Origin of the sequence: Halorussus amylolyticus, from assembly GCF_004143485.2 — an archaeon.
In the GTDB taxonomy this organism is placed as follows: domain Archaea; phylum Halobacteriota; class Halobacteria; order Halobacteriales; family Haladaptataceae; genus Halorussus; species Halorussus amylolyticus.
This window is the reverse complement of record NZ_ML974131.1, coordinates 407655-433403: the sequence shown is the minus strand read 5'-3', so window position 1 is coordinate 433403 and position 25749 is coordinate 407655. Positions and strand designations below refer to the sequence as shown.

The window sequence follows — 25749 nt, the reverse complement described above, 5'->3', positions numbered from 1 at the left end:
GGAATCACCCGAACTTCCCGGTGATGTAGTCCTCGACGCGCTGGCTCCTGGGGTTCTCGAACACTTGGTCTGTGTCGCCGTACTCGACGAGGTGGCCCCCCGTGAGGAACACCGCGGTCTGGTCGGAGATGCGCGCGGCCTGCTGCATGTTGTGGGTCACGATGACCACGGTGTACTCCTGCGCGAGGTCGCCGATGAGGTCCTCGATTTTCGCGGTCGCGATGGGGTCGAGCGCCGAGGCGGGTTCGTCCATCAAGATGACTTCGGGGTCAACCGCGAGACACCGTGCGATGCAGAGGCGCTGTTGCTGGCCGCCCGACAGTCCGAGCGCGTTGTCGTCGAGTCGGTCGTTGACCTCCTCCCAGAGCGCGGCCTGCTTGAGCGACTCCTCCACGAGTTCTTCCTCGCGGGCCGCGTCGTCGCGTCCGGTGAGTTTCGCGAGCAGGCCCGTTCGAACGTCGCCGTGCTTGCGCGGTCCGTACGCGATGTTGTCGCGGATGGACTTCGGGAACGGGTTCGGCGACTGGAACACCATTCCGACTCGCTTTCTGAGTTCGACGAGGTCGATGTCGTCTTCGTAGATGTTCCGCCCTTCGAACGTGACGTCCCCGCTGACCGTCGCGGCTCGAATCCGGTCGTTCATCCGGTTCAGACACCGGAGGAACGTAGATTTCCCGCATCCGGACGGCCCGATGAGCGCGGTGACGCTTCGCTCGGGAATCTCGATGGAGATGTCGTGTAGCGCCTGCTCGTCTCCGTAGTGGACGTCGAGGCCGTCCACCGACAGCTTCGGGTCGCCCTCGAAGTCGTAGGCCGTCCACTCGGCGCGAAGCTCTTCGTCGCTCTCGCCGGTCGTCGTCGTTCTCGGTTCGTCGGTCATCTCGGGGTCGATGGATTTGGTTTCGCTCATGCGTTCAGTCTCCGTCGGAAGTAGATTCGAGAGGCGATGCCAATCGCGTAGAACGACAGGACGACCACCAGCAGGACGAACGCCGTCGCCCAGCCGAACTCCGCCGCGTTTTCGGCCGAGACGCCCGCCGTGATGGTGGCGTAGAGCTGATACGGCAACGCTGGCGCGCTCTGGAGGAGCGCGTCGTTCGCGACGTACGGTGCGGCGCTGGTGAACTCGAAGGAGCCGAGCACGTCGGGCGCGTCGTCACGGAGTCCGCCCGCCATTACGAGGAGAATCGGCGCGGTCTCGCCAGCGATGCGACCGACGCCGAGAATGACGCCGGTGAGGACGCCCGGCAGTGCGGCGGGGAGAACCACGCTTCGGATGGTCTCCCATTGGCTCACCCCGAGCGCGGCGCTCGCGTCGCGGTACTCGTCGGGGACCGCCTTGATAGCCTCTCGCGATGTGATGAGACACAGCGGCATCAGCATGAATCCGAGTACGAGCATCCCCGAGACGAGCGACGTGGAACCGCCGAGTCGGGGAACGAGGAACGCGTACCCGAACAGGCCGTACACGACGCTCGGGGTACTCCACAGCCCGTTGGTCGCGATTTCGACCGCGCCGACGAACCGGCCCTGTTCGGCGTACTCGGTCAGGAAGAGTGCGGCCGCCACCGCGACCGGAACGCCGGTGATGACCGCGCCGACGACGAGCCAGACGGTGCCGACGATGGCGGGATACACGCCGTTCACGATGTCGGGCTGGTAGGAGTAGCCGTTCGTGACGAACGGCCACTCGAACGGGACGAGCGAGAATCCTTGGGTCGCCGGGCCGACGCCCTTCAACGCGATGAACGCCAACAGCCCGGCGAGGACGGTGAGGATGCCGACCGCGTTGATTCCCACGAGCAGGTACGCCCCGGTCTGGCGTCCGCGACTCCCGTACCCCTCGTAGGCTTTCGCCGCGGCCCACGAGGCCACGAGCGTCGCCACGGCGAGTACGAGCGGCGCGACCATCGCGCCGGTGAACGTCGCCGAGAAGCCGACCGGCTCCCACGCGAATCCGGGGGCGAGAACGTCGCCGAGCACGAGCGCGGCTGCGCCGACGGCAACACCGCCAGCGGGAAGCGTCGAGCCGATATCCTCGGGCGTGAGCGCGACCGCGAACAGCGCGACGACGAACGAAACCGCGGCGAGCGCGAACCACCCGAGCGTCCCGAGTCCGAGCGTCTGAGACGCGACGAGACCCGCGACGACGAACGCGCCGACGCCGAACAGCGCCGCGGTGACGAGACCGGGGGTATCGTCGGGATTCGTTTCGAACGCGCCGGTTCGGGAGCCGACCCCGAGGACGACGACGCCGACGCCCATCGCGAGCGCGCCGAGCGCGAGGAAGTCGTACAGGCCGACCCCGAGGAGGGTTGTCTCCTCGGTGAGGATGCGCGCGACGCTCAAAAGCGATAGGACGAACGTTACGAGACCCACGCCGACGACTGCCGAGGCGAGTCGCTGTGCGGTGCCGGTCCGCTCGGCGGCCAGCGCCGACTCGTCGGTGTGGCTCATTCGCCACCACCGAGCTTTCGCTCCATGCGTATCTCGACGCGTCTGGCACCCACACTGAGAATCAGAACGGTCACGAACAGCACGACGCCCGCGGTGAACAGCGCGTTCATGTGAAGCCCGTCGGCGTTACCGTACTGACTCGCGATGAGGCTGGTGAGCGTCTCGGTGTTGTCGAACACGTCCTGAAGCGGGTCGGGGAGTCGCTGACTATGGCCGAGGATGACCGTCGCGGCCATCGTCTCGCCGACCGCTCGACCGATGCCGAGCAGGACGGCAGCCGAGACGCCCGAGAGCGCCGCCGGGAGCGTGATGGATTTCATGGTCTGCCACTCGGTACACCCCATCGCAATTGCGCCGTCGCGCATGCTCGCGGGGACCGACGTGAGCGCGTCGTCCGCGACCGAGACGACCGTCGGGAGCGCCATCAGGCCGATGACGAGACCGACGAGGAACAGGCTCCCGAGGTTGGCCATCTCCAAGTTCGTGAACAGGAACGTGTTGAGCGTCACGAACCCGAGGTAGCCGTACACGATGGACGGGATTCCGGCGAGGATTTCGACCGCGGGCTTGACCGTCTCGCGAACCAACGGCGGCGCGATTTCGGCCAGAAAGAGCGCCGCCGCGATGCCGAGCGGTGCCGCGATGAGTGTCGCGATGACGGTCGTCACGAACGTCCCCCATATCATCGGAATCAGCGAGTAGACGTGTTCGCTGGTGCTCCAGTACGACTCGACGCCGGGCAACAGCGTGACACCGAACACCGTGATTGGGTCGGTGAAGCCGAACAATCGGACACCCATCAGTTGTAGCACCGGCCAGGCTTCGAGGAACACGTAGACCGTGATGAGGCCGAGAACGACGACAGTCGAGACGGTACCGAGGAACGTCAGCGCACGCGCGGTCTCGGCTTGGTGAGCGAACCAGCCGTAACCGGTCGCGGCGACGAAGCCGACGAGCGGGACAACCGCCATCGTAGAGTCCAGTACGAACATGACGAAGGCAGCGAGCAAGCAGACGCCCCCAACTGCGAACAGGGCCGCGACGTCGCGGTCGCTCTCGACGACCCGTCGAACGCGCGCGTCTCGGTCGAACAGCGATGAATCGGTCATTTATTGAATCACTGGAAACAAATACTGGGCTGCGTTCGGTCGCGCGGTTCAGTTAGTTGGCTCGGGCAGCAGTCCGAGTTGCTCCTCAAGTTCCTCGTCGGCAAGGGGGAGGTAGTCTGCCGTCTCGACGAACATGGTCTGACCGTAGTCGTGGAGAAGCATCCGGATGAACGACGCCTCCTTCTCGGAGGTCCCGTCCCACGTGTACGTATGGAGCGCACGCGAGAGCGGGTAGTCGAGCGTCCCGAAGTCGTCGGGGTACTCGTAGAGGGTGCCGTCTATTTCGAGGTCGATGGCGGGCGTGGAGTCGTCCACGAACGCGAGCGCGATGTACGCGAGCGCGTTGTCTGCCTCGGTGACGACGGTCTTGACTTGTTGGTTCTGGCCGTGGCGGCTGTCGACGCCCGGCATGTCGGCGTCGGGGTCGCCGAGCACGTTGTTCCGGAACGAGGTGTCGGTGCCGGAGCCTTCCGCGCGGCCGATGGCCTGAATGTCGCGGTCCGGGCCGCCGAGTTCCGACCAGTTCTCGACCTCGCCGCGGTAGATGTCCTGGATGTCCGAGAGCGTGAGTTCGGTCACGCCCGCGTCGTAAATCTCCTGACTCACGACGATAGGCTGGGCGTCGATGGCGACGATGTGGTCGGTGAACGGTTCGAGTTCCTCCTCGCTCCGGTCGGGGAACTCGGCGCTGACCGGCGCGCTCGCGTCGCCGATATCGACCTGCCCGCGCTCGAGTTTTTCGAGGCCGACGCCGGTGTGGTTCAGGCCGATACTCGTGTAGAACGGGGGCGTTCCCGGTTCGCCGCTGGGTTCGAAGCCGTAGAGGCCCGCCCAGTAGTCGGCCATGTTCTTGTCGGTCTCGATGTCGTACTGTCCGGGACCCCAGTACTCCTCGTCGTCGGCGGGCGCGTTGCCGTTCCAGAGCGACCCCGCCTGACTCGTGATGGGGTACACCGTCGAGGAACCGTCGGCCGTCAGCGGCGCGATTTGGCCGCCCTCGTCGGAGGACTCCTCTTCCTCCTCGGTCGGCTCTTCGGTCTCCTCGTCACTTCCGGAGTCGTCGCTTCCAGAATCGTCGCTCGCCTCGGTCGTGTCTTGACCGCCCGAGCCACCGGAACATCCCGCCAGCGCCGTCGCACCCAGAGCCCCGGACGCTGCGAGGAACTTCCGCCGTGATACTATGTCGCTCAGACGCTCCGAATCTTGCGTCATCGGATGAACGGGTGGGAGAGACTACTAAAGCGGTTTATAATAGCTGAATAATCGGGTACGTCCCGGTACGTTCGAATCAGATGCGAACGGAGCCGTACGAACCACACTATGCTGACTATATTCCAGTATGGAGACCTGTATATACCACTGACGGAAGCTATAATGGGCAGTCGCGGAAAACGCGGCTACATGAGCCACGAAGACGACGGCAAACCCATCGTCGGCCGGTCGGTCGAAGACGCCGTGGACGAAATCGTCAGCAGGGACGACGCCTACGACCCCGATGTCGTGCGGGCGACCCTCGACCGCGTGGCGACCGACGACGTCGTGAGCCACGACGCCGTAAGTGAGGCGCTGGGGGACGCGTCGATGGCCGTCTCGACCGCCGAGACGCGCACCGAACTCGCGGGCATCGCGCTCTCGGACGCCCGGGACGAAGCCGAATCGGTGTCGGACCTCGACACCGTTGCGGCGCGACTCGACGCGTTCGAATCGCGGGTGGAGTCGGTCGAAAACCGGGCGACGCTACTCGGTACCGACCTCGAACGGTTGGTCGAACGCGCCGGGGAAGACGGCGCCGTGTTCAGTGTGGCGACCGGAATACGCCGACTCGCGTCGAACGCCGAGCAAGTCCAGCGGGCCGCCGACGAACTCAAACTCGACCTCGAATCGTTCGAGGAATGGGCGACGGATTCGGAGACTCGGGTCCGCGAACTCGAAGCGGACGCCGACGCCGTCGAGCAGTCGCTCGGCGACCTCGCGGCCGCGATAGACGAGATGGCGGCCGCCGTCGAGCGAGACGCTCCCGAATCGGGAGCCGAACCCACCCAAACCGGCGCGACGTGGGCCGACGTGCGACTCCGCCACCGAGTAATGGCGCTGTTGCTCGCGGACGTTCGGGCCGAACTCGCCGACCTCCGGACGTGGAGCGAGCGCGAAGGCACCGACGCCGAGGGACGCAGGGCCGACCTCGACGACTCTCTCGCAGACCTCGACGAGCGACTGGACGTCTTGGGCGCGCGATTGGACGACCTCGACGTTCGCCTCGCCGACCTCGCGCGACCGGAGTGGACCGACCGCTTCGGCGAGCAGGTCGCGGCGTTCGAAACCGCGACAGACGGCTTCGAACCGCCGCTCGACTGGGCGGAGGTCGAGGCGACGTTCGGCGAGCATCGGCCCGAACCCGAGCGCGACGGGTCGCACGAAACCGGAGATTCCGGCCGTCGGTGAGCGGCTTTTCCCTCTGTGGTCCGAAGGCGACCCATGACCGACGCCGACGAGACGCTGGTGATGTACTCCGATTACGTCTGCCCGTTCTGCTACCTCGGGAAGGCCGCGATGGAGCAGTACCTCGCGGAGGCCGAGAACCCGCCCGAAGTCGAGTGGCGCTTCTACGACCTCCGGGCGAGCAAGCGCGACGAGTCGGGCGACATCGACCACGGGGCCGACGACAGCAAGGACGACGCCTACTTCGCGCAGGTCCGCGAGAACGTCGAGCGACTCAGAGACGAGTACGGCGTCGAGATGGTCCGAGACTTTTCGCGCGACGTGGACTCGTGGGACGCCCAGCAGGCCGCGCTCTACGTCCGCCGCGAGTACGGCGAGGAGTCGTTCGCGGCGTTCCACGACGCCGTCTTCGAGGCGCTCTGGCAGGACGGCCGGGACATCGGCGACTCGGACGTACTCGCGGAGATTGCGGCGGATGTCGGTCTCGACCCCGACGAGATTCGGGCCGCGACCGAGGACGCCGACCTCGAAGCCGACCTCCGGGAGCGGTTTGCGCGGGCACAGCAGGCCGGAGTGTCGGGCATCCCGACGTTCGCCTACGACGGCCACGCCGCGAGAGGGGCGATTCCGCCCGCGCAGTTCCGGCGACTCGTGGACGGCGTGTGAGAGAAGGTCGTTTCGTGATGCAGAGTTTTGAGTGACGCTTCGTGAATTTTTGCCACCAATCGTTTCGTGAATCTTCACTTCCGAATGGGAGCGAGCGAACGAAGTGAGCGAGGGAGTCTTCTAGGTACCGGGAATAGCTAGCTCTGTTCTCGTTCGCCGTTTTGTTGTTTGTTCGCCGTTTGCTGTTTGTTGATTCCGGTTTCATTTGCTCGTGTTTTCGAGTGAAGCTAGCTACTCCCGGTACATATGAAACCGCACAGCACCGCCACCGCAGGCCACACACCTCCCCAACCGACTGCGTTTCTCGGTCAGTCGCTCCCGTCGGTCGCTCCTTCCCTGCAATACTCATCCCTCGCACGAATGATGGCGCTCCACAAGGGAGCGCCAGCGCGCGCCGGGATGCTTGGCGAGATTGAAAATCGAAGGGAAGCCGGGTTTCGAGCGAGACCGCTCACACACCCTTCATGCTCGCCCGAACCAGATTCCCTGTGAGAAGCGCCACACTCGTCGCGAAGAAGAGCGCGCCCACCGGCGAAGCGAGGTCGGCGAACAGCCAGTAGACCGGGGCGGCCACCTCAGGGACCATCGACGCCGCCACGAGTCCGGCGATAGCGGGACCGCAGAAACAGAGCGCGGTCGGTGCGGCGATGGCCGCCGACCCCGCGGCGGTCCCCGCCCGGCCGTCGGTCGGGGTCGCGCGCCACCGGGCCGCGAACAGGGCGGCGTTCAGGCCGACCAGCGCGGCGAGGAGTCCCACGAGGAGGACCGTCCCGACCGAGAGCACGCCGCTGACCGGCGTGGTTCCGATTGCGTCGTGGAGGTGGAACTCCACCGCGGGCCAGTAGACGAGCGGGTCGGCGACCCGCGCGGTCGTCACGAAGTCCTCGGTCAGATTCGCGCCGCCGGGGTCGGGTGAGAACGTGACCATCCCCATCGAGAAGCCGAACAGGAGCGACGCCGCGAACCCGATTCCGGCCCCGAACCACTTGGCGGCGCGGTCGGCGAGCACGTCGCTGAGCAGGTCGCTCGCGTCCGTCCAGACCACGTACCCCACGGCGACGGGCGTGGCGACCGCGAGCAGGGAGCCGAGCGGATTGGTCAGCGGACTCGGAACGAGGACCGGGTAGGCGACCCACAGGCCGAGCACCATTCCGAGTCCGGCGTACCGCGGGCGTTCGGGCCAGCGCCACCGCCCGACGGCGAGGCTTCCGACCAGCGTGGCGAGTCCGACACCGAGCGTCGGCGGGCCGTACCACGCCCGACCGATTGGGGGTTGGCTCGCCGCCAAGGTTTCGACCGACGAGAGGTGGACGAAACCGATTGCGCCGACCACGCCGAGCAGGACGCCGTCGAAGACCCCGACCAGCGCGAGTTCGGGGGAGACGTATCGTCTCGCGTACGCGCTCGCGGCGACGAGGAGGACACCGACCGTGAGCATCCCGAGTGCGACCCACGGTAGAAGCGGCGACCCCGGCCAGCCGCCTTCTTCGGGGGATGTCCGAGGTCTGCGCCGGTCCGAGAATCCATGTCAGAATCTCGGTTTCAGAGGAGTATGTATCCGTTGGAATCGGCGGCGACTTCCCGATTCGACGTCCGGGGCGTACTTCGACGCCCTCGAATCGCCGAAAAGCACGTCAAACTGGGAGTGGACGGTTCGGTATGAACACCACCGACTCGCTCGCGACCTCGCTCGACGACTTCGACCGGCGCGACTGGCAGACCGAGACCGACTTCGAGCCGGTTCGCTTCGCGATGGTCGGACTCGGGTGGTGGACTCGCGACGAAGCCATCCCGGCGGTCGCCGACTCGGAGGTCTGCGAGACTACGGTGGTCGTAAGCGGCGACCGTAAAAAAGCCGAGGAAGCGGCCGAGGAGTTCGACGTGGCTCACGGTCTCACGTACGAGGCGTTCCACGACGGCGAAGCGACCGACGCCTACGACGCGGTGTACGTCTGCACGCCGAACGCCCTCCACCTCGAATTCGCCGAATCGGCCGCCGACTTCGGGAAGGCGGTCCTCTGTGAGAAGCCGATGGAGGCCAGCGCCGAGCGCGCCCGCCGGATGGTCGAGACCTGCGAGGACGCCGACGTTCCCCTGATGGTCGGCTACCGGATGCAGACCGAACCCGCGGTCCGGCGAGCGCGCGAACTCGTCCGGTCGGGAGCCATCGGCGACCCCGCGGTCGTCCACGGCCACATGTCCCAGCGCCTGTTGGAGATGATTCCGAACCCCGACCAGTGGCGACTCGACCCCGACCTCGCGGGGCCGGGCGCGTCGGTGACCGACCTCGGCGTCTACCCCATCAACACCGCCAGATTCGTCCTCGACGCCGACCCCGCGGAGGTCTCGGCGTTCGGCTACTCAGAAGACGAGGCGTTCGCCGACGTGCCCGACGAGCGCGCGACCTTCCAGATTCGGTTCGACGACGGGACGCTGGCGGCGTGTTCGGCCAGCCAGAACGCCCACGAGTCGAGCCACCTCAAGGTGGTCGGCACCGAGGGCGAACTCGCAATCGAACCCGCGTTCATGGGCGACGCATATCGGGGGTTCGTCCTCGAAGTCGAGGGGACGCGCGCTGACGTGGACTACGAGCAGGTGGACCAGATGTTAGAGGAGTTCGAGTACTTCGCCCATCAGGTTCGGACCGGTGGCGAGATTCACCCAGACGGTCGGCACGGACTCGTGGACGTGGAGACGATAGAAGCGGTGTACGAGAGCGCGGAAAGTAAAGAGACAATAGAGGTCTCGACGTGAAGCCTACACGTCGAAGCTCTCGTCGATGTGTTCAGCCATTTCGTCGTCCCTGTGTGTCCGTATTTCTCGGTCGGACTTTTCGTTCGCCCACTCCAATACGTTCGTCACTTCGACTTTCGGCACTACTGAACTGTCGATCCGCTGGTAGTCCTTTTCGCGATACTGGACGTTCAGAAAAACGATGACTGGAATATGTTCGTCACCATCGTAGACGTGTTCGAAGTAGGTACAAAACAGACGCCACGTTCCGGCACGGGCGGTCCACGTGTACTTTCGGCCGGTTAGCCGTTTGTAGAGCTTCGAACGCGGGGCGTGGGTTTCGATATCGGAAACGGTACGGCCTGCAATTTCTTCGATTTTCGACTTTATCTGTCGTTGGTGGTTCTTGTCCAAATCGCAGACGTTCTCGGAAAACACGGGAGGGAGATAGACGGCGGGCTGTGTCATTAAGAGAGCACACGGCACCGATATCGTAAAAATTACGCGACTTACAGCTCCGATAAACTTTCGACGACTTCCTCAGTATCCATCAGAACACCGTCCTCGTCGAGTTTAGCGCGAGTCTCTTCGTCTACGTCGTCGCAACTCCCACTTCTGTCCGTAGTTTCGCTTGGAGAATCGTCGTCGAGAGAACTCATTGTTTCGATGAACGTACTTTACCCACAAAAGGATACCGGTAATTCACTTAAAAATGTAGCGTTCACCCGAGCACGTACCGGAGCATCGGGTACTTCTCGACCAGCGCCTCGCCGCCGAGTTCGTACTTTTCGATGAGCGCGTCGAGTCCCACGATGCGGCCCGCGCCGAACGCCGCGACCGCGAGGAACACGAGCATGTACGCGAAGTCGCCGTTGATGATGCCGTGGGCCACGTCCCAGTTGCCGAAGTAGAACATCAGCATCATGAACGCGCCCCAGAACGCGGCGAGTCTGACGAACGCGCCGACGATGAGCGCGAGACCGATGAGGAGTTCGCCCCACGGCACCGCGACGTTGACGAACTCCACGAACCACGCGGTGTTACCCATCGCCGCGAACACGCCCGCCATCGGACTGGCGTCCGGGACCGCGCCAACGAGGTAGCCCTGCGCGCTGAACGGTTCGGCGGCCACGATTTTGTCCCATCCCGAGTAAAGGAAGGCGTAGCCCATCATGAGTCTGAGCGCGAGGACGAACCACGCGCTCAGGCTGTGGGCCTTTCCGCGGACCGTGATGCCGCCGATGGTGCTCTCGAACTCGTTCGCGCCGCCTTCGATTTGGGTAGTGGCCATTGTGGTTCACCTACATGTAAACCATGGCTCCGATGGGGCATATAAGGGGAGAGCGATTCCCAGAATCGGAGAATCGGGAGAGGGCGGCCGAATCGGCGACTCTTCGAGTCGCCGATTCGGAGAGTGGAGTGGTCGCGTTCAGTCGGCGTTCACGGGACACGACTCCTCGGCGTACTCCACCTCGGCGACCGACTCTATCGGGTCGTCGCCGCAGACCGGACACTCAGGATTCTTCCGGAACTCGACCTCCTCGAAACTCATCGCCATCGCGTCGTAGAACACCATGCGACCGTCGAGGAGGTCGCCCGCACCGAGCAGGCACTTCACCGTCTCGGTCGCCTGAATGCACCCTACGGTCCCCGGGAGTACGCCGAGGACGCCCGTGGTGGCGCAGTCGGCGACCATCCCCTCGGGAGGCGCTTCCGGAAAGAGGCACCGATAGCACGGTCCCTCGGTCGTGAAGGTGGTGACCTGTCCCTCGAATTTGTAAATCGCGCCGTGGGAGAACGGCGTTCCCGAGAGCGTGCAGGCGTCGTTGACCAGATAGCGCGTCCGGAAGTTGTCGGTCGCGTCTACCACGAAGTCGTAGTCGGCGAGTAACTCCTCGACGTTGTGGGGTTCCACGCGCGCGTGGTGTGTTTGTACGTCCACGTCGGGATTGAGGTCGGCCACGAAGTCGGCCGCGGATTCGACTTTCGGACGGCCCACGTCGCCGTCGCCGTGGATTATCTGGCGCTGGAGATTGCTGAGTTCCACGTCGTCGTCGTCGGCGACGCCGAGCGTCCCCACGCCCGCAGCCGCGAGGTACTGGATGACTGGTGAGCCGAGACCCCCCGCGCCGACGACCAAGACGGAGGCGTCCAGCAAGGCCTGCTGGCCCTCCGGTCCCACCTCGTCCATGATGATGTGCCGGGAGTAGCGGTCGAGTTGGGTCGGGTCGAGCGAGAGACTCATACCCGACAGTTGGGCGGTTTCGGGTATAAATCCGCGGACTGGCCCGACCGTAGTTTCGCGACTCCGAACTCACAAACAGAGGTCGAACGGAACGTCCACGCTCCGGAAACAGGACGTCCGTGCCTCTCGACGCTCACAGCCAATAATAGACAAATAAAAGCAATATTATTTGCTGTATTATTTTATTTCTACTATATAATTTTTTATATCTTCTTCTAATCCATAATTATATTACTCTTTAATTCATTGCAGAAAATGCATGCGAGAAAAACAGACCAACGAAGACGAACAGTCCAACGACAGCTCGTTCTCCCGACGACGAGTCCTCAGCACCGGTGCGACCGGAGTCGCTGCGCTCGGTATGCCCGGTCTCGCGGCTGCGAACTCTAGGTTCAAGGAGTCCGACGCGTCCGTGTTCGACGCCGAGAACTGGGAGGTCACCGCCGACTCTCCCGACTCCCACGTCGATACCCGAGTGTACGTCGGCCCGCACAAGAACGCTCAGCCGTTCCACGCCGAGGGAAACGACGAAGTTAGCGCACAGGCCACCACGCTCAGCCAGAAGATTCGTCTCGGTACGATTCCGGACGTCGTGCCCGTAATCGGCGGCTCGGACCTCTTCATCAAGGTGTCGGCGACGTTCGGCCTCACCGAAGTCAGTGCGGACATCTCCGTGTGCGTGGACGACGCGTGCCTGTCGATTGCAGGTGCCGGATTCACCTACAGCGAGTCAGAGGTGTGCATCGACGGGAAGGGTACCATCAAGGGCATCCCGGTCGAACTCGAAGGCTGTCTCACGTTCAACCCCTCGCTCAACCCTGTCGGCCTGGAAGTCGGCGGCAGCGTCACCGGCTGCCTCGGTCGCAACCTCTGCGACACCGACTGGTCGCCCAGCAACGGTTGGGACTACGGCCGCACGTGCGGTCTCTGCAAGACGTTCTCGGTTTCGGCGACCCTGTAGTCGGACCGAACGAATCGCTTTTTTATCGAGGCGCGGCGTGAGACCAGCCGGAGCTATTTAATACCAATGATGAACATCGGATAAAAATTCATAATGCAGCGCGTCGAACGTTCTATTCGAATATGTCCACCGCTACGACAGCCCCCGACTCGCACCAGCGAACGCTCGCCGGAATTGTGGTCCACCCGTTAGCATTCCTCTTCGGCATCTTCGGCGCGGGAATCATGTACCTCCTCTCGGACGGCGGATTCTCGAAGTCGAACGCCCGCCACGCGCTGAACTGGCAACTGTTCTTCCTGATTAGCGTGGTAGCCCTCGGTGCGGTCTTCTTCACCATAAACTCCGACCTCATCGGAGTCATGACCGGGTTCCTCATTATGGGCCTGTTCTTCGCGGACTTCGCGTTCTGCCTGTGGGCGACGGTCAAGGCCATCGGTTCGGAGTCGTGGGCGTACCCCTTCTCGCCCGACATCGTGTAGTCCGTCAAATCCGGTCAAGTCGAATCCGATTTTCGACCGCGACGACCGCCCACGGTCGCGGGCAGTCCTTTGCTGTACTGGCGGTTCAGATTTATATTAACTGGGAACGAACTGCCGAGCATGGTCGAGGTTGACCCGCTCGTCATCGCAGGTCTGGTCGCCCTGTTCGGAATCGGAACCGTGGTCGGTGCGCGCAAGCCGTACGGCAGGTACAAGACGATTACCGACATCATGACCGATTCCGAGGGAATAGACGCACCCGGTGAGGAGACGACCCTCCGCGGCCCGGTTTCGGTTACGGACCCCGCGGTTCCGGAGCGACCCCCGCCCGAACCGGCCGACGAGACCGACGACCCGGCGGCACTCTGGGCGTGGCGGGTCCGGCGCAAAGTAAACACGGGCGGTGACCGAAGTGGGACCCGTTGGAAGACCGTCGAAAGCGGGCTATCGGTCGGCGACTTCACGGTCGAGCAGGATTGGGAACACGTCGAAGTGGACGGCGAGTGGCTCACCGACGCCGAGACCGGAGACGAAACCGACGACCCCTTCGATTCGCCGAATCTGTATCTCGGCGACCCCGAAAAGAGCGTTCCGCTCGGAGAACTCGACCCGTTGAACAGACTCCTCGAACGATTGGGCGTGACGGGCGACGACGGAATGCTGTCTGATTGGGAGTTCACCGTGAGTGCCGGACGGAAAACCATGACTCCGGACCGGTATCAGGCGACGGTGATACGCGACGGCGACGAACTGCTGGTCCGGGGAGAACTGGTCGAGACGGCCGACGGATACGCTCTCCGAGGGACCGACGAGACGCCGCTACGGGTCGTCGTCGGACGTCTCGAAGAGAAAAGCGAACGACTCCGCGCCGAAGCGCTCAAACGAGCGCTGTTCGGAGTCGGACTGATACTCGTGGGTGGGGCCGTCGCGCTGACTGCCCTGTGAGCGAAGGTCCGAAAGCGACGTTCGGCCGCGGCTATCGGACCGTCATTTCGTAAAAAGATGCGCTCGAAACGGCCGCCAGTCTACTTCGCGCGACCCTGACCGCTGTTGTTGCTCGGGCGGTTGTGCTCGGTGCCCTTGCCCTTCTGCTGGAGACCGCGGTTGTCCTGTCCGGCGCTGGTCAGTCCGCGGAACGCACGACCGTTGTGCTGGGGTTCGGCAATCCAGCCGAGGTCGTCGTCGTTCTGGATGGCCGGGTGCTCGGGGTCGAGCAGAATCACTTCGAACCACTTCTGGCTCCCGTCCTCGCCGACCCAGTAGGAGTTGAGCACGCGGAGGTTCCGGTACTTCCGGCTGGTGCGCTCCTCGGCGATGCGCTGGAGGTTCTTGCGTCGGTAGATTCGGTTGACGCCGGTGCGCTTCGACCGGCGGCCAGCCTTGAAGCGCTGCTTGCGGGCCGACCCCTTGCGAACGCTGGCTCGCGCTACGACGACGCCCTGCTTGGCCTTGTAGCCGAGTTCGCGAGCCTTGTCGAGGCGGGTCGGGCGCTCGATGCGCTCGATAGCGCCTTGCTTGCGCCACTCTTGCTTTCGTTGCCACTGGAGTTCGGCGAGGTCGCCGTCGCCGGGGTCCTTCCACGCGTCCTTGATGTGCGAATAGAAGCTCTTTGCCATGGTGTATCACCACGGGCGTTGTGTGGTTCAGCCCGCGCGGTGCGCGAACGCACTGCGCGGGCCACATTCCGTCCCGTCGGCAGCGTGCGCGCAGTTCTGCGCGCACGCGGCCGACAGGTGCCCGCTGGTGCCCGTCCGCCAGCGAGTTACCCAGATTTCTCGTTGTTCGGCTTTAAGGGCTTCGTCTTCGGTTGCAACCGTTTTCTACGCTCCCATCGACCAACAGGCCGTTTCCGAAATATAGCTAGCTGATAACTAAGGACGTATTCCACCTATCGAAAGGTATGACGCACACTCAAGCGCATTGTCAGCACAGGGTCGACCGACATCGACGACGAAACGGAGGCCGATAGCATGGCGATTCTCGAACTCGCCATCGCGTTCTTCGTCCTCGCAATCATCGCGGGCGCACTCGGGGCTGGCGGTGTCGCGGGGCTGTCGATGGACATCGCCAAGTGGCTGGTCATCGCGTTCCTCGTCTTGGCGGTACTCTCGTTAGTCCTCTAAGACGTACTCGCGGACGGTCTCGAACGCGCCGTCCGCGATGTCGGCCGCGAGCGCCGCGGCATCCACGTCGCCGACGAGTCGCGGGTACTTCCGGTGGAAGTATCGAGCCACGTTCCGCACGTCGCGTTCGAGGAACTCCGCGGCGTTCTCGTGGTCGGTCGGCGTGGCTTGGGGCCAGTCGAAGATGGTGATGCCCTCGCTACTGACGAAGACGTTGTACTCGCTCATGTCGGCGTGGACGAACCCCTCGTCGTAGGCCGTCGCCATCTCTGAGAGAATCAGGTCGAGGACCGGAACCACCTGCTCGTCCTCCAACCTCGTTCGCGATAGCTCGACGCCGTCTATCTTCTCCATCACGATGGCGTGGCGGTTGTGGTCGATTGGCCGAGGGACCGATACGTCGGGATAGAGCGCTTCGAGCGCGCCGTACTCGCGCTCGGCCGCCTTCCGCGCGGTGTAGAGCCACGAGACGTGTTCGCGGTCGGAGGTGTAATCGCGCTCTTTCATCACTTCGCGGAAGTTGGTGAACCCCTCGCGGTGGTACTTGAGCGCGAGCGGCTTGTAGGACTGGACCTCGTACACGTCGCTCTCCTTGCCGACGCCGAGCGGCGCGCCGAACCCCTCGACGGACTCGCGCTCGGCGAAGGTGTGGAGCGCGAGCGCGTCGTACCCCTCGAATTTGAGCTGGTAGCCCTCGTACTGAATCGTCTTGCGCTGGACGAGGTCGCGGGCGAGACACCTGTCGAGCCGATACGCGACGTTCTCGGGCGTGAGCCGCGAGAACTCCGGAATCTTCTCGCGGGCGACCCACTCCGAAAACCGCATCCCCTGCTCGATGCCCGACAGCAGGTGGAAGTCCTCGGGCTCTAACTCCGCGAGCATGCCCGCGACGTTCTGGACCATTACCCGCGAGTAGACGCCCGGCGGGTAAAAGCCCCGCGCGTCGGCGTCGGTTCTTGCGAAAGCGGACCCGAATCGTCCCGAACCGCGGTCGTCTCGCTGTGTGCGTCGCGTTTCGAGTCACCACCCGCCCGACGTATAAATGAAATAACGCGATAGCAAATTCGGTTTGGCGGGAGAACCGCCCGACTCTCTCCACCAATCTGAGAAAGGCGTAGCCCTTCGAAATCGTCGTTTTCGGGGTGCAGGAACAGAACGGCGGTTCGGCCGTCGGGCTTCAACGAGCCGTTTCGAGGGACCGGTGTGTCACCGACCGAAGGTTCCGGTGAACTGCGTCGAGTCGCGAGTCGTCGCGTCGAGCGCGCCCTGTACTTCCGGTCGGAGCGCCCCCGCCTCGACACCCAGTTCCTCGTCGAGCACGTACAGCGTGAATCGGTACTCGTGAGTGTCGCCCTCCGGTGGACACGGCCCGCGGTACCCGAGTTCGCCGAAGTCGTTTTCGCCCTGTCTCGCGCCGTCGAGGTCCGGAACCGCCTCCGATTGGGGTACGTCCTCCGAGATTTCGACGGTGTCTGGCGGCACGTTCCAGAGGAGCCAGTGGGTGAACGTCCCACCGGGCGCGTCGGGGTCGTCTACGACCACCGCGAGCGCCGCCGCGTCGTCGGGCACGTCGCCGACGGTGAGTTCGGGCGAGCGGTCGTCGCCTTCGCAGGTGTACGCCTCGGGAATCGACTCGCCGTGAGTGAACGCCGAGGTTCGGAAGGAGAGTTCGGACATGGGACTCCCTCGTCGGGGAGACGGCGCGAGAAGTGATAGCCGTGGTGGCTGTCAATTTCGAAGTCCGGAACAGTCGCGGCGTTCAGAACAGGTCTGCGTCCGCCGACCCGTCGTCGCCGTTTCCGGGTATCGCTCTCGCGATGGCGTCGGCGAAGGTGTCGATACCGCGAGTCTGGTACCACACCCGTCCGGGTCCGGTGAACTCCATGACGAGGCCCTCGCCACTGAGGAGCGTGGATTTCAGCCCGCCGACCCGCCGAGCGTCGAACTCGACCGACCCCTCCCACGCGACGACGTGTTCGTTGTCTACGACGTACGACTCCCCGTGGTCGAGGTCGACGGTTTCGATGCCGCCGAACGCTTCGACGAAGACGTTCCCGGTTCCCTTGAGCGCGAGCGGCGTGATGCTCGCGCCCGCCAGCATCGACTTGAGTCCGCCGAACTCCGAGTCGATGTCGATTTCCGGGTCCGAGGCGAGATACGCGCCGTCGACTGCGTACAGGGTGTCGCCGTCGAGTTCGAAGTGGGTGATGTCCCCGGGCGTTGGCGGCGAGAGCGTCACCGTTCCGAGTTCGCTCTCGGCGGTAAATTCGTTGGCGAACATCGACTCGCCGCCGAGCATCGACTTGGCGGAACTCAGGATGCCGTCACGGCTCGAAGTCGTCTCGATTGCTATCGACGGCGTATGGCTAACCATCGCTCCGGGTTCGGCCATGATAGTTTCTCCGGCGGTGAGTTCGACCACGAGGTGGGCGTACGAGGGTCTGTGAGTGAGTTCGAATTCCATGGTGGTTCAGGACGGCGTCTCGTCCGACGTTCGCTTGTCTCACTACCGGCGTAATACTTTCGGGAAAATCGGGCGCGTTCGTCGCTACGCGTCGTCGTTCGAGGGTTCGTTCGTCCGGTTCCGACCGAACAGGCTGGCGCACACGTACGCCCACGTCCGAGTTCGCTTGGCGCGCTTGTCTCCGAGTCGCTTCGGATTCATGGTTGTTTAGGCACGCCTAAAACACTTAATGCTTGCGCTCGATTTCGGGGCGTCGGATTCGGAGACAGCCATTCGCAATCCACAAGTCCTCCTCGCGCGAACCCCCGGTATGGCGCTGTCCGACCGCGAGTGGCGGCTTATCCGCGAGGAGTCGTGGGACGGTCCCCTGAACATGGCGCTCGACGAAATCGCCGCCGAAACCGCGGCCGACGGCGGTCCGCGAACCGTGCGAGTGTACCAGTGGGACCCGAGCACGCTCTCGCTCGGCTACCGTCAGGACCCCGAAACGGTCGCGTGGGAGTTCTGCGACCGCGAGGGAATCTCCGTCACCCGGCGGCCGACCGGTGGCGGCGGCATCTACCACGACCGATACGCCGACATCTCCTACTCCATCGTCGCGCCCGCCAACGAACTGCCGGGCGACCTGATGGACACCTACGAACTGCTCTGCGAACCCATCTTCGACGCCTTCGAGCGACTCGGTATCGATGCCCGATTCACCGGCGAGAAACTTCCCGCTATCCACCAGCCAGCGTGTTACCTGCGGGAACTCCACCCCGCCCACGACGTGGTCGCTGGCGACGAGGCGCGGAAAATCAGCGGGAACGCCCAGTACCGCCGGAAGGACGCTATCATTCAGCACGGGTCGCTGAAGTTCGACCTGAACGCCGACCGGCATCTCGGGACCTTCTCGGCCCCCGACACCACGCCAGCGGAGTTCCGCGAGCGCGTGACGACGATGCGAGAGCAAGCGGGGGTGAGCCGTGAGAAGGCCGTCGAAGCCGTCGAGGAAGCCCTCCGCGAGTGGGCCGACGCCGAGGAGGGGTCGTGGACCGACGACGAACTCGAACGCGCCCGCGACCGAGCGGAGACGAAGTTCGCGAGCGAGTCGTGGGTTCGGGACCGCGAGGACCCGACGGAGTGAGGCGACTACTCGTTACGAGAGCGGTCCGGTGAGTCCCGAGGCGGCTTGAATCCGAGTCGTTCGAGGAGTTTACGAACGGATTTCGGAGCTTTGTGGGACCGATGGGCGCTCGGCTCACGGTCAGAAGCATCGGACATCTGTGTTCGAGAACCACGATTCTACCGGACAGTAAGACAGTTATCCATTACAACCCGAACGTCTCGTGTTCCTCACCGAACTCGTCGGTGATGGCCTCGTGAATCTCGCTGACCGGCGGGGTGTCGCGAGTTGGGTCGAGCGGGTGTTCGCCCACCCACTTGTACCGAACCCTGCCGTCCGAATCGAGGAGGAAACACGACCGGCGCGACCGGGCCGCGACCTTGAACACCCGGTAAGTCACGCCGAAGGCGTCGGAGATGTCGAGGTCGCGGTCGGCGTAGAGGGGGAACCCTAAATCGAGGTAGTCGATGAATTTCCTGTGCGTGTACGCCCGCGACCGACTGACGCCGACGACTTGGACCTGGTCGCCGCTGGCGAACCAATCGTAGTCTCGAAACGAACACCACTCCTCGATGCAGTCGGGAGTGAAGTCGTTGGTGTAGAACGAGAGCAACACCGGCGTCTCCTCGAACAGTTCCGAGAGCTTCGTCTCGGTCACCTCGCCGTCGGGGTGGACCAGCGGCGCACCCACGTCCGGCGCCGTCTCGCCAACCTCGATACCGCGAGAGTCGCCCATAGCGGGGGGTATCACCCGACCGTCTTAAAAATTCGCTCCGAGACACCTTCGAAGCCACTATAGCCCCCGAATGCCTGCCCGCACACATGAAAGTCGGAGCGCACGAATCCATCGCTGGCGGCGTGTACAACGCCGTCGAGAGCCAGGTCGAGGACGGCGGCAACTGCGGCCAAATTTTCACCCACTCGCCCCAGGTGTGGCAGGACCCGAACATCGGCGACGACGAGGCCGAGCAGTTCCGGTCGCTCTCGACCGAGAACGGCGTCGGTCCGTGGGTCATCCACTCGTCGTACCTCGTGAACCTCTGTACCCCCAAGGACGGTCTCCGCGAGAAGTCCATCGACAGTATGCAAAAGGAGGTCGATGCGGCCGCCAAGCTCGACGTTCCCTACGTCAACGTCCACCTCGGCGCACACACCGGCGCGGGCGTCGAGAACGGCCTCGACAACGCCGCGAGCGCGCTCGACGAACTCGATATCCCCGACGGCGTGACCGTCCTCGTCGAGAGCGACGCCGGGTCGGGAACCAAACTCGGCGGCGACTTCGAACATCTCGCCGCGGTCCTCGACCGCTCCGAGCAGGACTTAGACGTGTGTCTTGACACCGCCCACGCCTTCGCGGCGGGCTACGACCTCTCCAGCGAGGAGGCGGTCGAGGAGGCCGTCGCGGAGTTCGACGACGTGGTCGGTCTCGAACACCTCCAGTGCGTCCACCTCAACGACTCGAAACACGAGTGTGGCACCAACAAGGACGAACACGCCCACATCGGCGAAGGGTACATCGGTGATGAAGGAATGTCCGCCTTCGTCAATCACCCCGACCTCGAAGACGTACCCCTCGTCCTCGAAACGCCCCACGAGGACGGCCGGGGCTTCGCGTGGAACATCGAGCGCGTGAAAGAACTCCGAAACGGAAACTGAGCGTCCCGGCAGCGACGAGAACCGAGCGTCCCAGCTATTTTACGGATATCGCGAGAAGAGACGGTATGCGCGCACAGTCCAGAGTCCTCCAAGCAATCGGCCTGCTCGCGTTCGTCGTCGGCTTCGCGGGCTACACCGTCTTCGGCTGGCGGTTCGGCGGGAACGCAGACAGCGCGGTGACGTTCGCGCTCGCGGTCGGCGCAGTCGCGCTCGCAATATTGACGCTCCGAAATCGGTGACGCTTACGGAATCACGAAGAACAGCGCCCAGAGCGCGACCATCCCGGCGGCGAGCGTGGCCGCGATGTCCTCGGTGCGCCACGCGACCGCGGCCGCGACCGCGGCCGCGAGCAGGCGCGGGTTCGCGGGTGGGAGCGACATCGACCCCTCGACGTAGACTAAGTCCGGCGCGACCAACGCCGCGAGGACTGCCGCGGGGACGAACCGGAGCGCGCGCTCGACGCCCTCGGGAACGTCGTCGAGACGGCCGAACAGCGCGATGAACGAGAGCCTGAGCGCGTAGGTCGCGACGCCCGCCACGACGATGATGGCCCAGAGCGTGACCGGTCCGTAGTCGGTTCCCGGCATCTACGCCACCTCCTCCACCAGCAGGCCGGTGGCGATGCCGACGACGGCCGCGGTTATCAGTCCGAGATTGTACGGGAGACCGTTGGCGACGATTGCGACCGTTCCGCCGACGACCGCGGCCGCCACGGTCGCGCGGTCGGTGACTGCCGGGATGAGGACCGCGAGGAAGACGAGCGGGACCGCGAAGTCGAGGTGCCAACCGTCGGGAACGCCCGACCCGAGCGCGATTCCGGCGACGGTGGCAATTTGCCAGACCACCCAGAGCGGGACCGCGATGCCGAGGTAGTACCACCGGCGGGACACGTCCCCGTTGCGTTCGAACTTGAGGAGCGAAACCGCGTAGGCCTGGTCGGTCAGGAGGTACGACAGGAAGCCCTTCCACTTGGCGGACTGGCGCGCGAAGTACGGTGCGATAGACGCGCTGTACATCACCATCCGGAGATTGATGACGAACACCGTGAACACGACTACGACCGCGGGCGCGTTCCGACCGATGAGTTCGGCCGCCGCGAGCTGCGAGGCTCCGGCGAAGATGACGACCGACATGGCGAGCGCCTCGATTGGAGGGATGCCCGCGCCGACCGCGGCGACGCCCGCGACCATGCCGAACGGGGCGACGCCGAGCAGAATCGGCGCGGCGACTCGAACGCCAGATAGAAAGTCCGCACGTGGAGACGACACTACGAAATCGTAGGCGGTCGGCGGGGTATCAACCTTGGCTTCGCGGCGAAGTACAGAGGCGTCGCGCTACGCCGGAAGCCCGCGAACGCAATCGCCGGGAGAGACGCCGTTCGCTTCGGCCCATCCGGCGTTCGTCTCGACCACGAACCGGCCGGGTCCGGAGGTCGAGTCGTACGTCAGGTAGTACGAAATCGCCGATTCGGGCGCGTCGAGCGTCTCGATTTTCGTGATTTCGCCGTCGCTGGAGACGAACACCACGTCGAGCGCGAAGTTCATGTTTCGCATCGCGATGCCCTTCGACCCGGCTTCGTCGTACGCTAGCACGAGGCCCTCGTCGGGAGCGAGCGACCCGGTGCGACTCAGACCGACGTATCGCTCGGTGAACGTCTCCGCGACTCCGACTTCGAGGTGACCCTTCTCGGTGCCCTCGCAGTCGGTGACGCGAATCTCGCGGTCGGGAGCGACCTCCCCGCCGACCGGGAGGAGTCCGGTGTGAAATAGGACTACTGCCGCGACCACGACCACGCCTGCGACTCTGAGGGCGTACCGCGCGAATTCCGTTCGGTTCACAGCTACCTCTCGCGGGAGCACCGCCTAATCTCTGTCGTCAGAACTCCGCGAGCGATTCGAGCCACCGCGAACGACCGCAGAAGTCCGGGCTTTGAATCGCCCCACTTTTCCACCCCCGGTTCGTAGGTCGGCCGACAACCGTGCGACAGTTCTCCGCCGACTACCTCCGGGACACGCGCCGAGGAATGTGGGACGACCGCGAGGCGCTCGCCGACCTCGAACTCGGAGGTCGCGAACGCGTCCTCGACGTGGGATGCGGCACGGGCGAACTCGCCCGCGTCCTCGCCGAGGAATCGCCCGGCGAGGTGGTCGGGTGCGACGCCGACCGCGCCCTCCCCGTGGTGGCAGGTGACGCGCTCCGACTCCCCTTCCGCGACGACGCCTTCGACCTCGTGGTGTGTCAGGCCCTGCTCATCAATCTCCCCGACCCCGCCGCCGCGGTTCGGGAGTTCGGTCGCGTCTCGTCGGACCTCGTGGCCGCGGTCGAACCCGACAACGCCGCGGTCTCGGTCGAATCCACCGTCGAGACCGAAACCGGCCTCGCGGCGCGCGCGCGCCGGGCGTACCTCGACGGCGTCGAGACCGACGTGACCCTCGGCGGCGAGGGCGTCCGGGAAGCGTTCGAGGAAGCAGGTCTCTCCGGAATCACCACCCGGCGACACTACCACATCCGACGCATCGAACCGCCCTACGCCGAGCGCGACCTCCAATCGGCCCGCCGAAAGGCGAGCGGTGAGGGACTGGCCGACGACCGCGAGACGCTACTCCGTGGTGACCTCTCGACCGAAGAGTACGACGACCTCCGAACCGACTGGCGCGAGATGGGCCGGTCGGTCGTCGAGCAGATGCGAGACGGCGAGTACCGCCGGGCCGAGGTCGTTCCGTTCTACGTGACCGTCGGGTCGGTGTGAAAACTGATTCGCGCCCGAGATTTTACATACGAAAGCGCGACCAGACCCCCCGTGACCTGAGACTCGCCGCGCGAGGGTCGAGGCGGGTGCGCCGTGCGCCCTCGCGCGAACGACCAATGCACGGCCTGTTCGCCACGCCATCGACGCCCGTCAGCGAGTCGCTTCTACACCACGTCGCCGCGGACGGTTGCCCCTTCCTGGCGCTTCCGGTAGGACTCGACCGCCTCTGCGGCCTCCTCGGTATCGCCTTCGTCCATCCCCAACATCTCCAGCGCGTCGGGGAGCGTCGGGAAGACGAGTTCGCCTTCGCGGAGCTTTCGGAGCGCCTCGTCGCTCCGCTGGCCCTCGGCCCAGAGACACACCCCGCGCGGGTCGAGAATCTGCTCGTAGGCTTCGCGAGCCATCGCGCCGCGGAGCCGTTGGGTCACGTTGTCCTCGAAGCTCGAATTACACACTTCGAGGTGAATCGGTTCGCCTTCGGGTAGGAGGTGGGCGGCCAGACACTTCTCCGGTGCGGCGTGACCGCTGTCGTTGGCCCGAATCAGGTCGGGATACTCGTCGGCCCACTCGGCGCGCACCGTCTTGCCGACGCCCTCGACACCGTGGGACTTCCGGAATTCGGCCTCGCGGTCGGCATCGCCACCGAGCAGGATGTCTTTGGTGACGTACACGTCGAGGCGGTCGATGGGGTCGAGACCCAGCGCGGCGTCGCCGTACACCCACAGCTCTCGGACGGGAACGGGCATGGTGTCTCCTTCCACGCTGGCGAGAATCTCCTCGACGCGCTCGATGGCCTCGTCTCGGTTCATCGGTCACGAGTTCGTCGCCGCGGGGCAAAACGGTGACGTTCGGACTGAAGTCTCGAATCGAGGCCTCAGTTCTCCGCGGGCACGGCCTGTTGGTCGTACTTCTCGCGGAACTCACTGAGCAACTGGCCCATTTTGGCGTACCAGTCGTTGAGCATCCGCTGCATGTCGTCGGCGACCTCGTCGGGGTCGGTCGGCCGGTAGACGTGGTAGTAGCCGCCCTGTTCGTAGTTGACCTGCTCCTTCTGGACGAACCCCGTCTGGAGGAGTCGCTGGATGGAGCGATACGCGGTCGAGCGCTCGCGGTCGACGCGGTCGGCGACCTCGTCGATGGTCAGCGGTGCTTCGCTCTCGACCAGCACGTGGAAACACTCGCGGTCGAGTTCCTTCAGGCCGTGGATGCACTCCAACAACCCCTCGCACTCCATGTCCTTCTGGAGATATTCGGCCATCGAATCTGCCATCTGTATCTGCCCGCGGCTAAGAACCACGCACGTAAAATGTTTTGCATGCATTGCACAACACTGCTCCGCGGGTGGCGTCGGCTCAGTCGCTGGCCGACGCCGACGCGTAGAGGTAGTTCCCGATGCCGTCGGAGAACACGATTTTGAACAGGTCGGTTCCGACCGCGACCGGCACGGGGACGCCGATGAGGTAGAACAGCGCGGGCATTCGAATCAACCCCCCGCCGGCGCCGAGGAACCCCGACAGCAGGCCGGTCGCGAACGCGACGTCCAGTATCACCCAGAGCGACACCTACACGCCGCCGCGCAGGGTCAACATCGGGGGAATCCGGTACGACTGAATCTTCTTCGCGATGTCGGGAATGTCGTTCGTGTCGGCGTGCGCGGTAGCGTCGTGTTCGACGCCGCCGCCACCGTCGCCTTGAGCGATTGGCAGGTGAAGAACGCGCCGATACCGCCCAACAGGACCACGTAGGTAACGCTGATGATGGCGTCGGCGGAGCCGTCGGCTTGGAGACCGACGACGGCTTGCTTTCCGATTTCGAGTCCCGCAGTGGTCCCGAGTATCATCGCGACGCCGAGTTTGTAATCGACTTGCTCGAGGTCGCGGTGTTTGAGCGTCGCGATGACCGAGGTCCCGAATAGCACGCCTATCATGAGTCCGAAGACCACGAACAGGCCGAGCAACGCCGCACTCATACCGAACAGTTCGAACATCAGTTCTCACCGACCACCGACTGTTTTACCGCCGGGCCGACCGCGCGTTCTAACGCGCCGTATCTCAGATAGAGAACTGCGACCTCCACCACCACGAGTCCGACGAGTCGCATCGCTTCGAAATCGACCGTGAGCGGTCCTTCGGCCGCTACCATGCGCGTTCACGTCTGTTAGGGCCGCGAGCCAGTTATGTTCGAATCATACTATTCTGTCTGATTTCGTCTACCCGTCTAGTGCCAGTATCGGTTTTTGGGAGCCTCACGCACTATTACATTCGTCGAACTCCTGTGTGATGTATACGAATACGCCATCTCTTCGCGGGTTTCGACAAGGTACTCACCGATACCGATAGCTTCGTCGTATCCTTCTCGGCCGGTATTGGAAGCTTCTTTCAAGATTGCCCAGGAGACCAAGCCCGAACACTCACAAGGCCAGTTGGAGCGCGAGGACGCCGTATCCGCCGCGGGCGCGAACCCGTTCGCGCCCGACGACCCCACGCCGACGACCCACACCATGAACAGCCTCGCAAATCCGGCGATGAGAAGCGTCAGCAGTGCTGTTGGCTCGACCAGCGCG

General features: G+C 64.3%; 31 protein-coding genes and 1 pseudogene. 11 read left to right on the top strand and 21 right to left on the bottom strand.

Annotated features, from left to right (window positions below):
• Positions 1–4: 4 nt before the first annotated feature.
• From pstB to EKH81_RS06080, 4 genes are read right to left on the bottom strand one after another with little or no spacing between them, the layout of a single operon-like run.
• Positions 5–910: a phosphate ABC transporter ATP-binding protein PstB gene (gene pstB, locus EKH81_RS06095; RefSeq protein WP_132057175.1), complete on the bottom strand. Its 906-nt coding sequence runs from the start codon at positions 908–910 to the stop codon at positions 5–7.
• Complete coding sequence (gene pstA, locus EKH81_RS06090) at positions 907–2457, bottom strand: phosphate ABC transporter permease PstA (RefSeq protein ID WP_132057173.1); 1551 nt, start codon at positions 2455–2457, stop codon at positions 907–909. Before pstA ends, pstB begins: the two co-directional genes overlap by 4 nt.
• The gene (gene pstC, locus EKH81_RS06085) at positions 2454–3566 is read right to left on the bottom strand and encodes a phosphate ABC transporter permease subunit PstC (RefSeq protein WP_132057171.1); all 1113 of its coding nucleotides are present in this window, start codon (positions 3564–3566) and stop codon (positions 2454–2456) included. The genes pstA and pstC overlap by 4 nt, the downstream gene beginning before the upstream one ends.
• A gap of 48 nt (positions 3567–3614) precedes the next feature.
• Entirely contained in the window at positions 3615–4778 is a 1164-nt protein-coding gene (locus EKH81_RS06080; protein WP_132057169.1) for a PstS family phosphate ABC transporter substrate-binding protein, read from the bottom strand.
• Between the two features lie 189 nt (positions 4779–4967).
• Between EKH81_RS06080 and EKH81_RS06075 the strand changes: the two genes are divergently transcribed.
• Together EKH81_RS06075 and EKH81_RS06070 are read left to right on the top strand one after the other, a co-directional pair.
• Positions 4968–6008, top strand: coding sequence for a halo transducer protein (locus EKH81_RS06075; protein ID WP_132057167.1), 1041 nt, complete (start codon positions 4968–4970; stop codon positions 6006–6008).
• A 33-nt stretch (positions 6009–6041) separates the two neighbouring features.
• Positions 6042–6671, top strand: a complete 630-nt coding sequence (locus EKH81_RS06070) for a DsbA family oxidoreductase (RefSeq protein WP_132057165.1) — start codon at positions 6042–6044, stop codon at positions 6669–6671.
• Positions 6672–7122: 451 nt separating this feature from the next.
• Here the strand turns inward: EKH81_RS06070 and EKH81_RS06065 are convergent, their stop codons facing one another.
• Positions 7123–8109: a hypothetical protein gene (locus EKH81_RS06065; RefSeq protein ID WP_162224509.1), complete on the bottom strand. Its 987-nt coding sequence runs from the start codon at positions 8107–8109 to the stop codon at positions 7123–7125.
• A 221-nt stretch (positions 8110–8330) separates the two neighbouring features.
• Here EKH81_RS06065 and gfo6 point away from each other — a divergent pair, with 221 nt between their 5' ends.
• A complete protein-coding gene (gene gfo6, locus EKH81_RS06060) occupies positions 8331–9425 on the top strand; it encodes a D-xylose 1-dehydrogenase Gfo6 (protein ID WP_132057161.1) in 1095 nt (364 codons plus the stop codon).
• A gap of 3 nt (positions 9426–9428) precedes the next feature.
• On the opposite strand, the gene EKH81_RS06055 is transcribed toward gfo6, so the two are convergent.
• The 4 genes from EKH81_RS06055 to ubaA form a co-directional block, all read right to left on the bottom strand.
• Positions 9429–9872 (bottom strand): type II toxin-antitoxin system RelE family toxin, encoded by a 444-nt coding sequence (locus EKH81_RS06055; protein WP_132057159.1) that lies wholly within the window; start codon positions 9870–9872, stop codon positions 9429–9431.
• 41 nt (positions 9873–9913) lie between these two features.
• Complete coding sequence (locus EKH81_RS06050; protein ID WP_162224508.1) at positions 9914–10063, bottom strand: hypothetical protein; 150 nt, start codon at positions 10061–10063, stop codon at positions 9914–9916.
• 62 nt (positions 10064–10125) lie between these two features.
• Positions 10126–10695, bottom strand: coding sequence for a DoxX family protein (locus EKH81_RS06045; protein ID WP_132057157.1), 570 nt, complete (start codon positions 10693–10695; stop codon positions 10126–10128).
• A gap of 138 nt (positions 10696–10833) precedes the next feature.
• The gene (gene ubaA / locus EKH81_RS06040; protein WP_132057155.1) at positions 10834–11649 is read right to left on the bottom strand and encodes an SAMP-activating enzyme E1; all 816 of its coding nucleotides are present in this window, start codon (positions 11647–11649) and stop codon (positions 10834–10836) included.
• Between the two features lie 259 nt (positions 11650–11908).
• On the opposite strand from ubaA, the gene EKH81_RS06035 reads away from it, so the two are divergent.
• From EKH81_RS06035 to EKH81_RS06025, 3 genes are all read left to right on the top strand, one after another.
• Positions 11909–12610, top strand: coding sequence for a hypothetical protein (locus tag EKH81_RS06035; protein ID WP_132057153.1), 702 nt, complete (start codon positions 11909–11911; stop codon positions 12608–12610).
• A gap of 122 nt (positions 12611–12732) precedes the next feature.
• Positions 12733–13089 carry a magnetosome magnetite crystal formation protein family gene (locus EKH81_RS06030; RefSeq protein WP_132057151.1) on the top strand — a complete coding sequence of 119 codons (357 nt, stop codon included), beginning with the start codon at positions 12733–12735 and terminating at the stop codon, positions 13087–13089.
• Between the two features lie 120 nt (positions 13090–13209).
• Positions 13210–14034: a hypothetical protein gene (locus EKH81_RS06025; RefSeq protein ID WP_132057149.1), complete on the top strand. Its 825-nt coding sequence runs from the start codon at positions 13210–13212 to the stop codon at positions 14032–14034.
• Positions 14035–14114: 80 nt separating this feature from the next.
• Here EKH81_RS06025 and EKH81_RS06020 read toward each other — a convergent pair whose 3' ends face one another.
• Positions 14115–14705: a 50S ribosomal protein L15e gene (locus tag EKH81_RS06020; protein WP_132057147.1), complete on the bottom strand. Its 591-nt coding sequence runs from the start codon at positions 14703–14705 to the stop codon at positions 14115–14117.
• Between the two features lie 360 nt (positions 14706–15065).
• Here EKH81_RS06020 and EKH81_RS06015 point away from each other — a divergent pair, with 360 nt between their 5' ends.
• Complete coding sequence (locus EKH81_RS06015; RefSeq protein WP_132057745.1) at positions 15066–15212, top strand: DUF1328 family protein; 147 nt, start codon at positions 15066–15068, stop codon at positions 15210–15212.
• Here the strand turns inward: EKH81_RS06015 and EKH81_RS06010 are convergent.
• The 3 genes from EKH81_RS06010 to EKH81_RS06000 all read right to left on the bottom strand — a co-directional run bounded on the left by EKH81_RS06010 (position 15201) and on the right by EKH81_RS06000 (position 17676).
• Entirely contained in the window at positions 15201–16115 is a 915-nt protein-coding gene (locus EKH81_RS06010) for a serine/threonine-protein kinase RIO2 (RefSeq protein WP_132057145.1), read from the bottom strand. The genes EKH81_RS06015 and EKH81_RS06010 overlap by 12 nt on opposite strands.
• A 303-nt stretch (positions 16116–16418) precedes the next feature.
• Positions 16419–16889: a YbhB/YbcL family Raf kinase inhibitor-like protein gene (locus tag EKH81_RS06005; RefSeq protein WP_132057143.1), complete on the bottom strand. Its 471-nt coding sequence runs from the start codon at positions 16887–16889 to the stop codon at positions 16419–16421.
• An 82-nt stretch (positions 16890–16971) separates the two neighbouring features.
• Complete coding sequence (locus EKH81_RS06000; protein WP_132057141.1) at positions 16972–17676, bottom strand: TIGR00266 family protein; 705 nt, start codon at positions 17674–17676, stop codon at positions 16972–16974.
• Positions 17677–17986: 310 nt separating this feature from the next.
• Here EKH81_RS06000 and EKH81_RS05995 point away from each other — a divergent pair, with 310 nt between their 5' ends.
• Entirely contained in the window at positions 17987–18802 is an 816-nt protein-coding gene (locus tag EKH81_RS05995) for a lipoate--protein ligase family protein (protein WP_132057139.1), read from the top strand.
• A gap of 184 nt (positions 18803–18986) precedes the next feature.
• Here the strand turns inward: EKH81_RS05995 and EKH81_RS05990 are convergent, their stop codons facing one another.
• Entirely contained in the window at positions 18987–19517 is a 531-nt protein-coding gene (locus EKH81_RS05990; protein WP_132057137.1) for a redoxin domain-containing protein, read from the bottom strand.
• Between the two features lie 86 nt (positions 19518–19603).
• On the opposite strand from EKH81_RS05990, the gene EKH81_RS05985 reads away from it, so the two are divergent.
• Together EKH81_RS05985 and EKH81_RS05980 are read left to right on the top strand one after the other, a co-directional pair.
• Positions 19604–20437 carry a deoxyribonuclease IV gene (locus EKH81_RS05985; RefSeq protein WP_132057135.1) on the top strand — a complete coding sequence of 278 codons (834 nt, stop codon included), beginning with the start codon at positions 19604–19606 and terminating at the stop codon, positions 20435–20437.
• A 65-nt stretch (positions 20438–20502) separates the two neighbouring features.
• A complete protein-coding gene (locus tag EKH81_RS05980) occupies positions 20503–20676 on the top strand; it encodes a hypothetical protein (RefSeq protein WP_162224507.1) in 174 nt (57 codons plus the stop codon).
• A 3-nt stretch (positions 20677–20679) separates the two neighbouring features.
• Here EKH81_RS05980 and EKH81_RS05975 read toward each other — a convergent pair whose 3' ends face one another.
• The 3 genes from EKH81_RS05975 to EKH81_RS05965 all read right to left on the bottom strand — a co-directional run bounded on the left by EKH81_RS05975 (position 20680) and on the right by EKH81_RS05965 (position 22275).
• The gene (locus EKH81_RS05975; protein WP_132057133.1) at positions 20680–21024 is read right to left on the bottom strand and encodes an AzlD domain-containing protein; all 345 of its coding nucleotides are present in this window, start codon (positions 21022–21024) and stop codon (positions 20680–20682) included.
• The gene (locus EKH81_RS05970) at positions 21025–21705 is read right to left on the bottom strand and encodes an AzlC family ABC transporter permease (protein WP_238392132.1); all 681 of its coding nucleotides are present in this window, start codon (positions 21703–21705) and stop codon (positions 21025–21027) included. It abuts the gene before it with no gap.
• A 66-nt stretch (positions 21706–21771) separates the two neighbouring features.
• Positions 21772–22275, bottom strand: coding sequence for a DUF192 domain-containing protein (locus EKH81_RS05965; protein ID WP_162224506.1), 504 nt, complete (start codon positions 22273–22275; stop codon positions 21772–21774).
• A 140-nt stretch (positions 22276–22415) separates the two neighbouring features.
• Between EKH81_RS05965 and EKH81_RS05960 the strand changes: the two genes are divergently transcribed.
• Positions 22416–23186 (top strand): class I SAM-dependent methyltransferase, encoded by a 771-nt coding sequence (locus EKH81_RS05960; protein WP_132057129.1) that lies wholly within the window; start codon positions 22416–22418, stop codon positions 23184–23186.
• A 164-nt stretch (positions 23187–23350) separates the two neighbouring features.
• On the opposite strand, the gene EKH81_RS05955 is transcribed toward EKH81_RS05960, so the two are convergent.
• From EKH81_RS05955 to EKH81_RS19265, 4 genes and pseudogenes are all read right to left on the bottom strand, one after another.
• Positions 23351–23995 (bottom strand): DUF7095 family protein, encoded by a 645-nt coding sequence (locus EKH81_RS05955; RefSeq protein ID WP_132057127.1) that lies wholly within the window; start codon positions 23993–23995, stop codon positions 23351–23353.
• A 65-nt stretch (positions 23996–24060) separates the two neighbouring features.
• A complete protein-coding gene (locus tag EKH81_RS05950; RefSeq protein WP_132057125.1) occupies positions 24061–24456 on the bottom strand; it encodes a helix-turn-helix domain-containing protein in 396 nt (131 codons plus the stop codon).
• An 85-nt stretch (positions 24457–24541) separates the two neighbouring features.
• Positions 24542–25173 (bottom strand): annotated as a pseudogene (locus EKH81_RS05945) (TSUP family transporter); the annotation flags it as partial.
• Positions 25173–25328 (bottom strand): DUF7512 family protein, encoded by a 156-nt coding sequence (locus EKH81_RS19265; protein WP_202935068.1) that lies wholly within the window; start codon positions 25326–25328, stop codon positions 25173–25175. The pseudogene EKH81_RS05945 and the gene EKH81_RS19265, both read right to left, overlap by 1 nt.
• Positions 25329–25749: the final 421 nt, after the last annotated feature.

Excerpts from the sequence above, each read along its gene's own strand:
- pstB (WP_132057175.1), bottom strand. The coding sequence starts at position 910 with ATGAGCGAAACCAAATCCATCGACCCCGAGATGACCGACGAACCGAGA.
- pstA (WP_132057173.1), bottom strand. The coding sequence starts at position 2,457 with ATGAGCCACACCGACGAGTCGGCGCTGGCCGCCGAGCGGACCGGCACC.
- pstC (WP_132057171.1), bottom strand. The coding sequence starts at position 3,566 with ATGACCGATTCATCGCTGTTCGACCGAGACGCGCGCGTTCGACGGGTC.
- EKH81_RS06080 (WP_132057169.1), bottom strand. The coding sequence starts at position 4,778 with ATGACGCAAGATTCGGAGCGTCTGAGCGACATAGTATCACGGCGGAAG.
- EKH81_RS06075 (WP_132057167.1), top strand. The coding sequence starts at position 4,968 with ATGAGCCACGAAGACGACGGCAAACCCATCGTCGGCCGGTCGGTCGAA.
- EKH81_RS06070 (WP_132057165.1), top strand. The coding sequence starts at position 6,042 with ATGACCGACGCCGACGAGACGCTGGTGATGTACTCCGATTACGTCTGC.
- EKH81_RS06065 (WP_162224509.1), bottom strand. The coding sequence starts at position 8,109 with ATGCTCACGGTCGGTGTCCTCCTCGTCGCCGCGAGCGCGTACGCGAGA.
- gfo6 (WP_132057161.1), top strand. The coding sequence starts at position 8,331 with ATGAACACCACCGACTCGCTCGCGACCTCGCTCGACGACTTCGACCGG.
- EKH81_RS06055 (WP_132057159.1), bottom strand. The coding sequence starts at position 9,872 with ATGACACAGCCCGCCGTCTATCTCCCTCCCGTGTTTTCCGAGAACGTC.
- EKH81_RS06050 (WP_162224508.1), bottom strand. The coding sequence starts at position 10,063 with ATGAGTTCTCTCGACGACGATTCTCCAAGCGAAACTACGGACAGAAGT.
- EKH81_RS06045 (WP_132057157.1), bottom strand. The coding sequence starts at position 10,695 with ATGGCCACTACCCAAATCGAAGGCGGCGCGAACGAGTTCGAGAGCACC.
- ubaA (WP_132057155.1), bottom strand. The coding sequence starts at position 11,649 with ATGAGTCTCTCGCTCGACCCGACCCAACTCGACCGCTACTCCCGGCAC.
- EKH81_RS06035 (WP_132057153.1), top strand. The coding sequence starts at position 11,909 with ATGCGAGAAAAACAGACCAACGAAGACGAACAGTCCAACGACAGCTCG.
- EKH81_RS06030 (WP_132057151.1), top strand. The coding sequence starts at position 12,733 with ATGTCCACCGCTACGACAGCCCCCGACTCGCACCAGCGAACGCTCGCC.
- EKH81_RS06025 (WP_132057149.1), top strand. The coding sequence starts at position 13,210 with ATGGTCGAGGTTGACCCGCTCGTCATCGCAGGTCTGGTCGCCCTGTTC.
- EKH81_RS06020 (WP_132057147.1), bottom strand. The coding sequence starts at position 14,705 with ATGGCAAAGAGCTTCTATTCGCACATCAAGGACGCGTGGAAGGACCCC.
- EKH81_RS06010 (WP_132057145.1), bottom strand. The coding sequence starts at position 16,115 with ATGGTCCAGAACGTCGCGGGCATGCTCGCGGAGTTAGAGCCCGAGGAC.
- EKH81_RS06005 (WP_132057143.1), bottom strand. The coding sequence starts at position 16,889 with ATGTCCGAACTCTCCTTCCGAACCTCGGCGTTCACTCACGGCGAGTCG.
- EKH81_RS06000 (WP_132057141.1), bottom strand. The coding sequence starts at position 17,676 with ATGGAATTCGAACTCACTCACAGACCCTCGTACGCCCACCTCGTGGTC.
- EKH81_RS05995 (WP_132057139.1), top strand. The coding sequence starts at position 17,987 with ATGGCGCTGTCCGACCGCGAGTGGCGGCTTATCCGCGAGGAGTCGTGG.
- EKH81_RS05990 (WP_132057137.1), bottom strand. The coding sequence starts at position 19,517 with ATGGGCGACTCTCGCGGTATCGAGGTTGGCGAGACGGCGCCGGACGTG.
- EKH81_RS05985 (WP_132057135.1), top strand. The coding sequence starts at position 19,604 with ATGAAAGTCGGAGCGCACGAATCCATCGCTGGCGGCGTGTACAACGCC.
- EKH81_RS05980 (WP_162224507.1), top strand. The coding sequence starts at position 20,503 with ATGCGCGCACAGTCCAGAGTCCTCCAAGCAATCGGCCTGCTCGCGTTC.
- EKH81_RS05975 (WP_132057133.1), bottom strand. The coding sequence starts at position 21,024 with ATGCCGGGAACCGACTACGGACCGGTCACGCTCTGGGCCATCATCGTC.
- EKH81_RS05955 (WP_132057127.1), bottom strand. The coding sequence starts at position 23,995 with ATGAACCGAGACGAGGCCATCGAGCGCGTCGAGGAGATTCTCGCCAGC.
- EKH81_RS05950 (WP_132057125.1), bottom strand. The coding sequence starts at position 24,456 with ATGGCAGATTCGATGGCCGAATATCTCCAGAAGGACATGGAGTGCGAG.
- EKH81_RS19265 (WP_202935068.1), bottom strand. The coding sequence starts at position 25,328 with ATGGTAGCGGCCGAAGGACCGCTCACGGTCGATTTCGAAGCGATGCGA.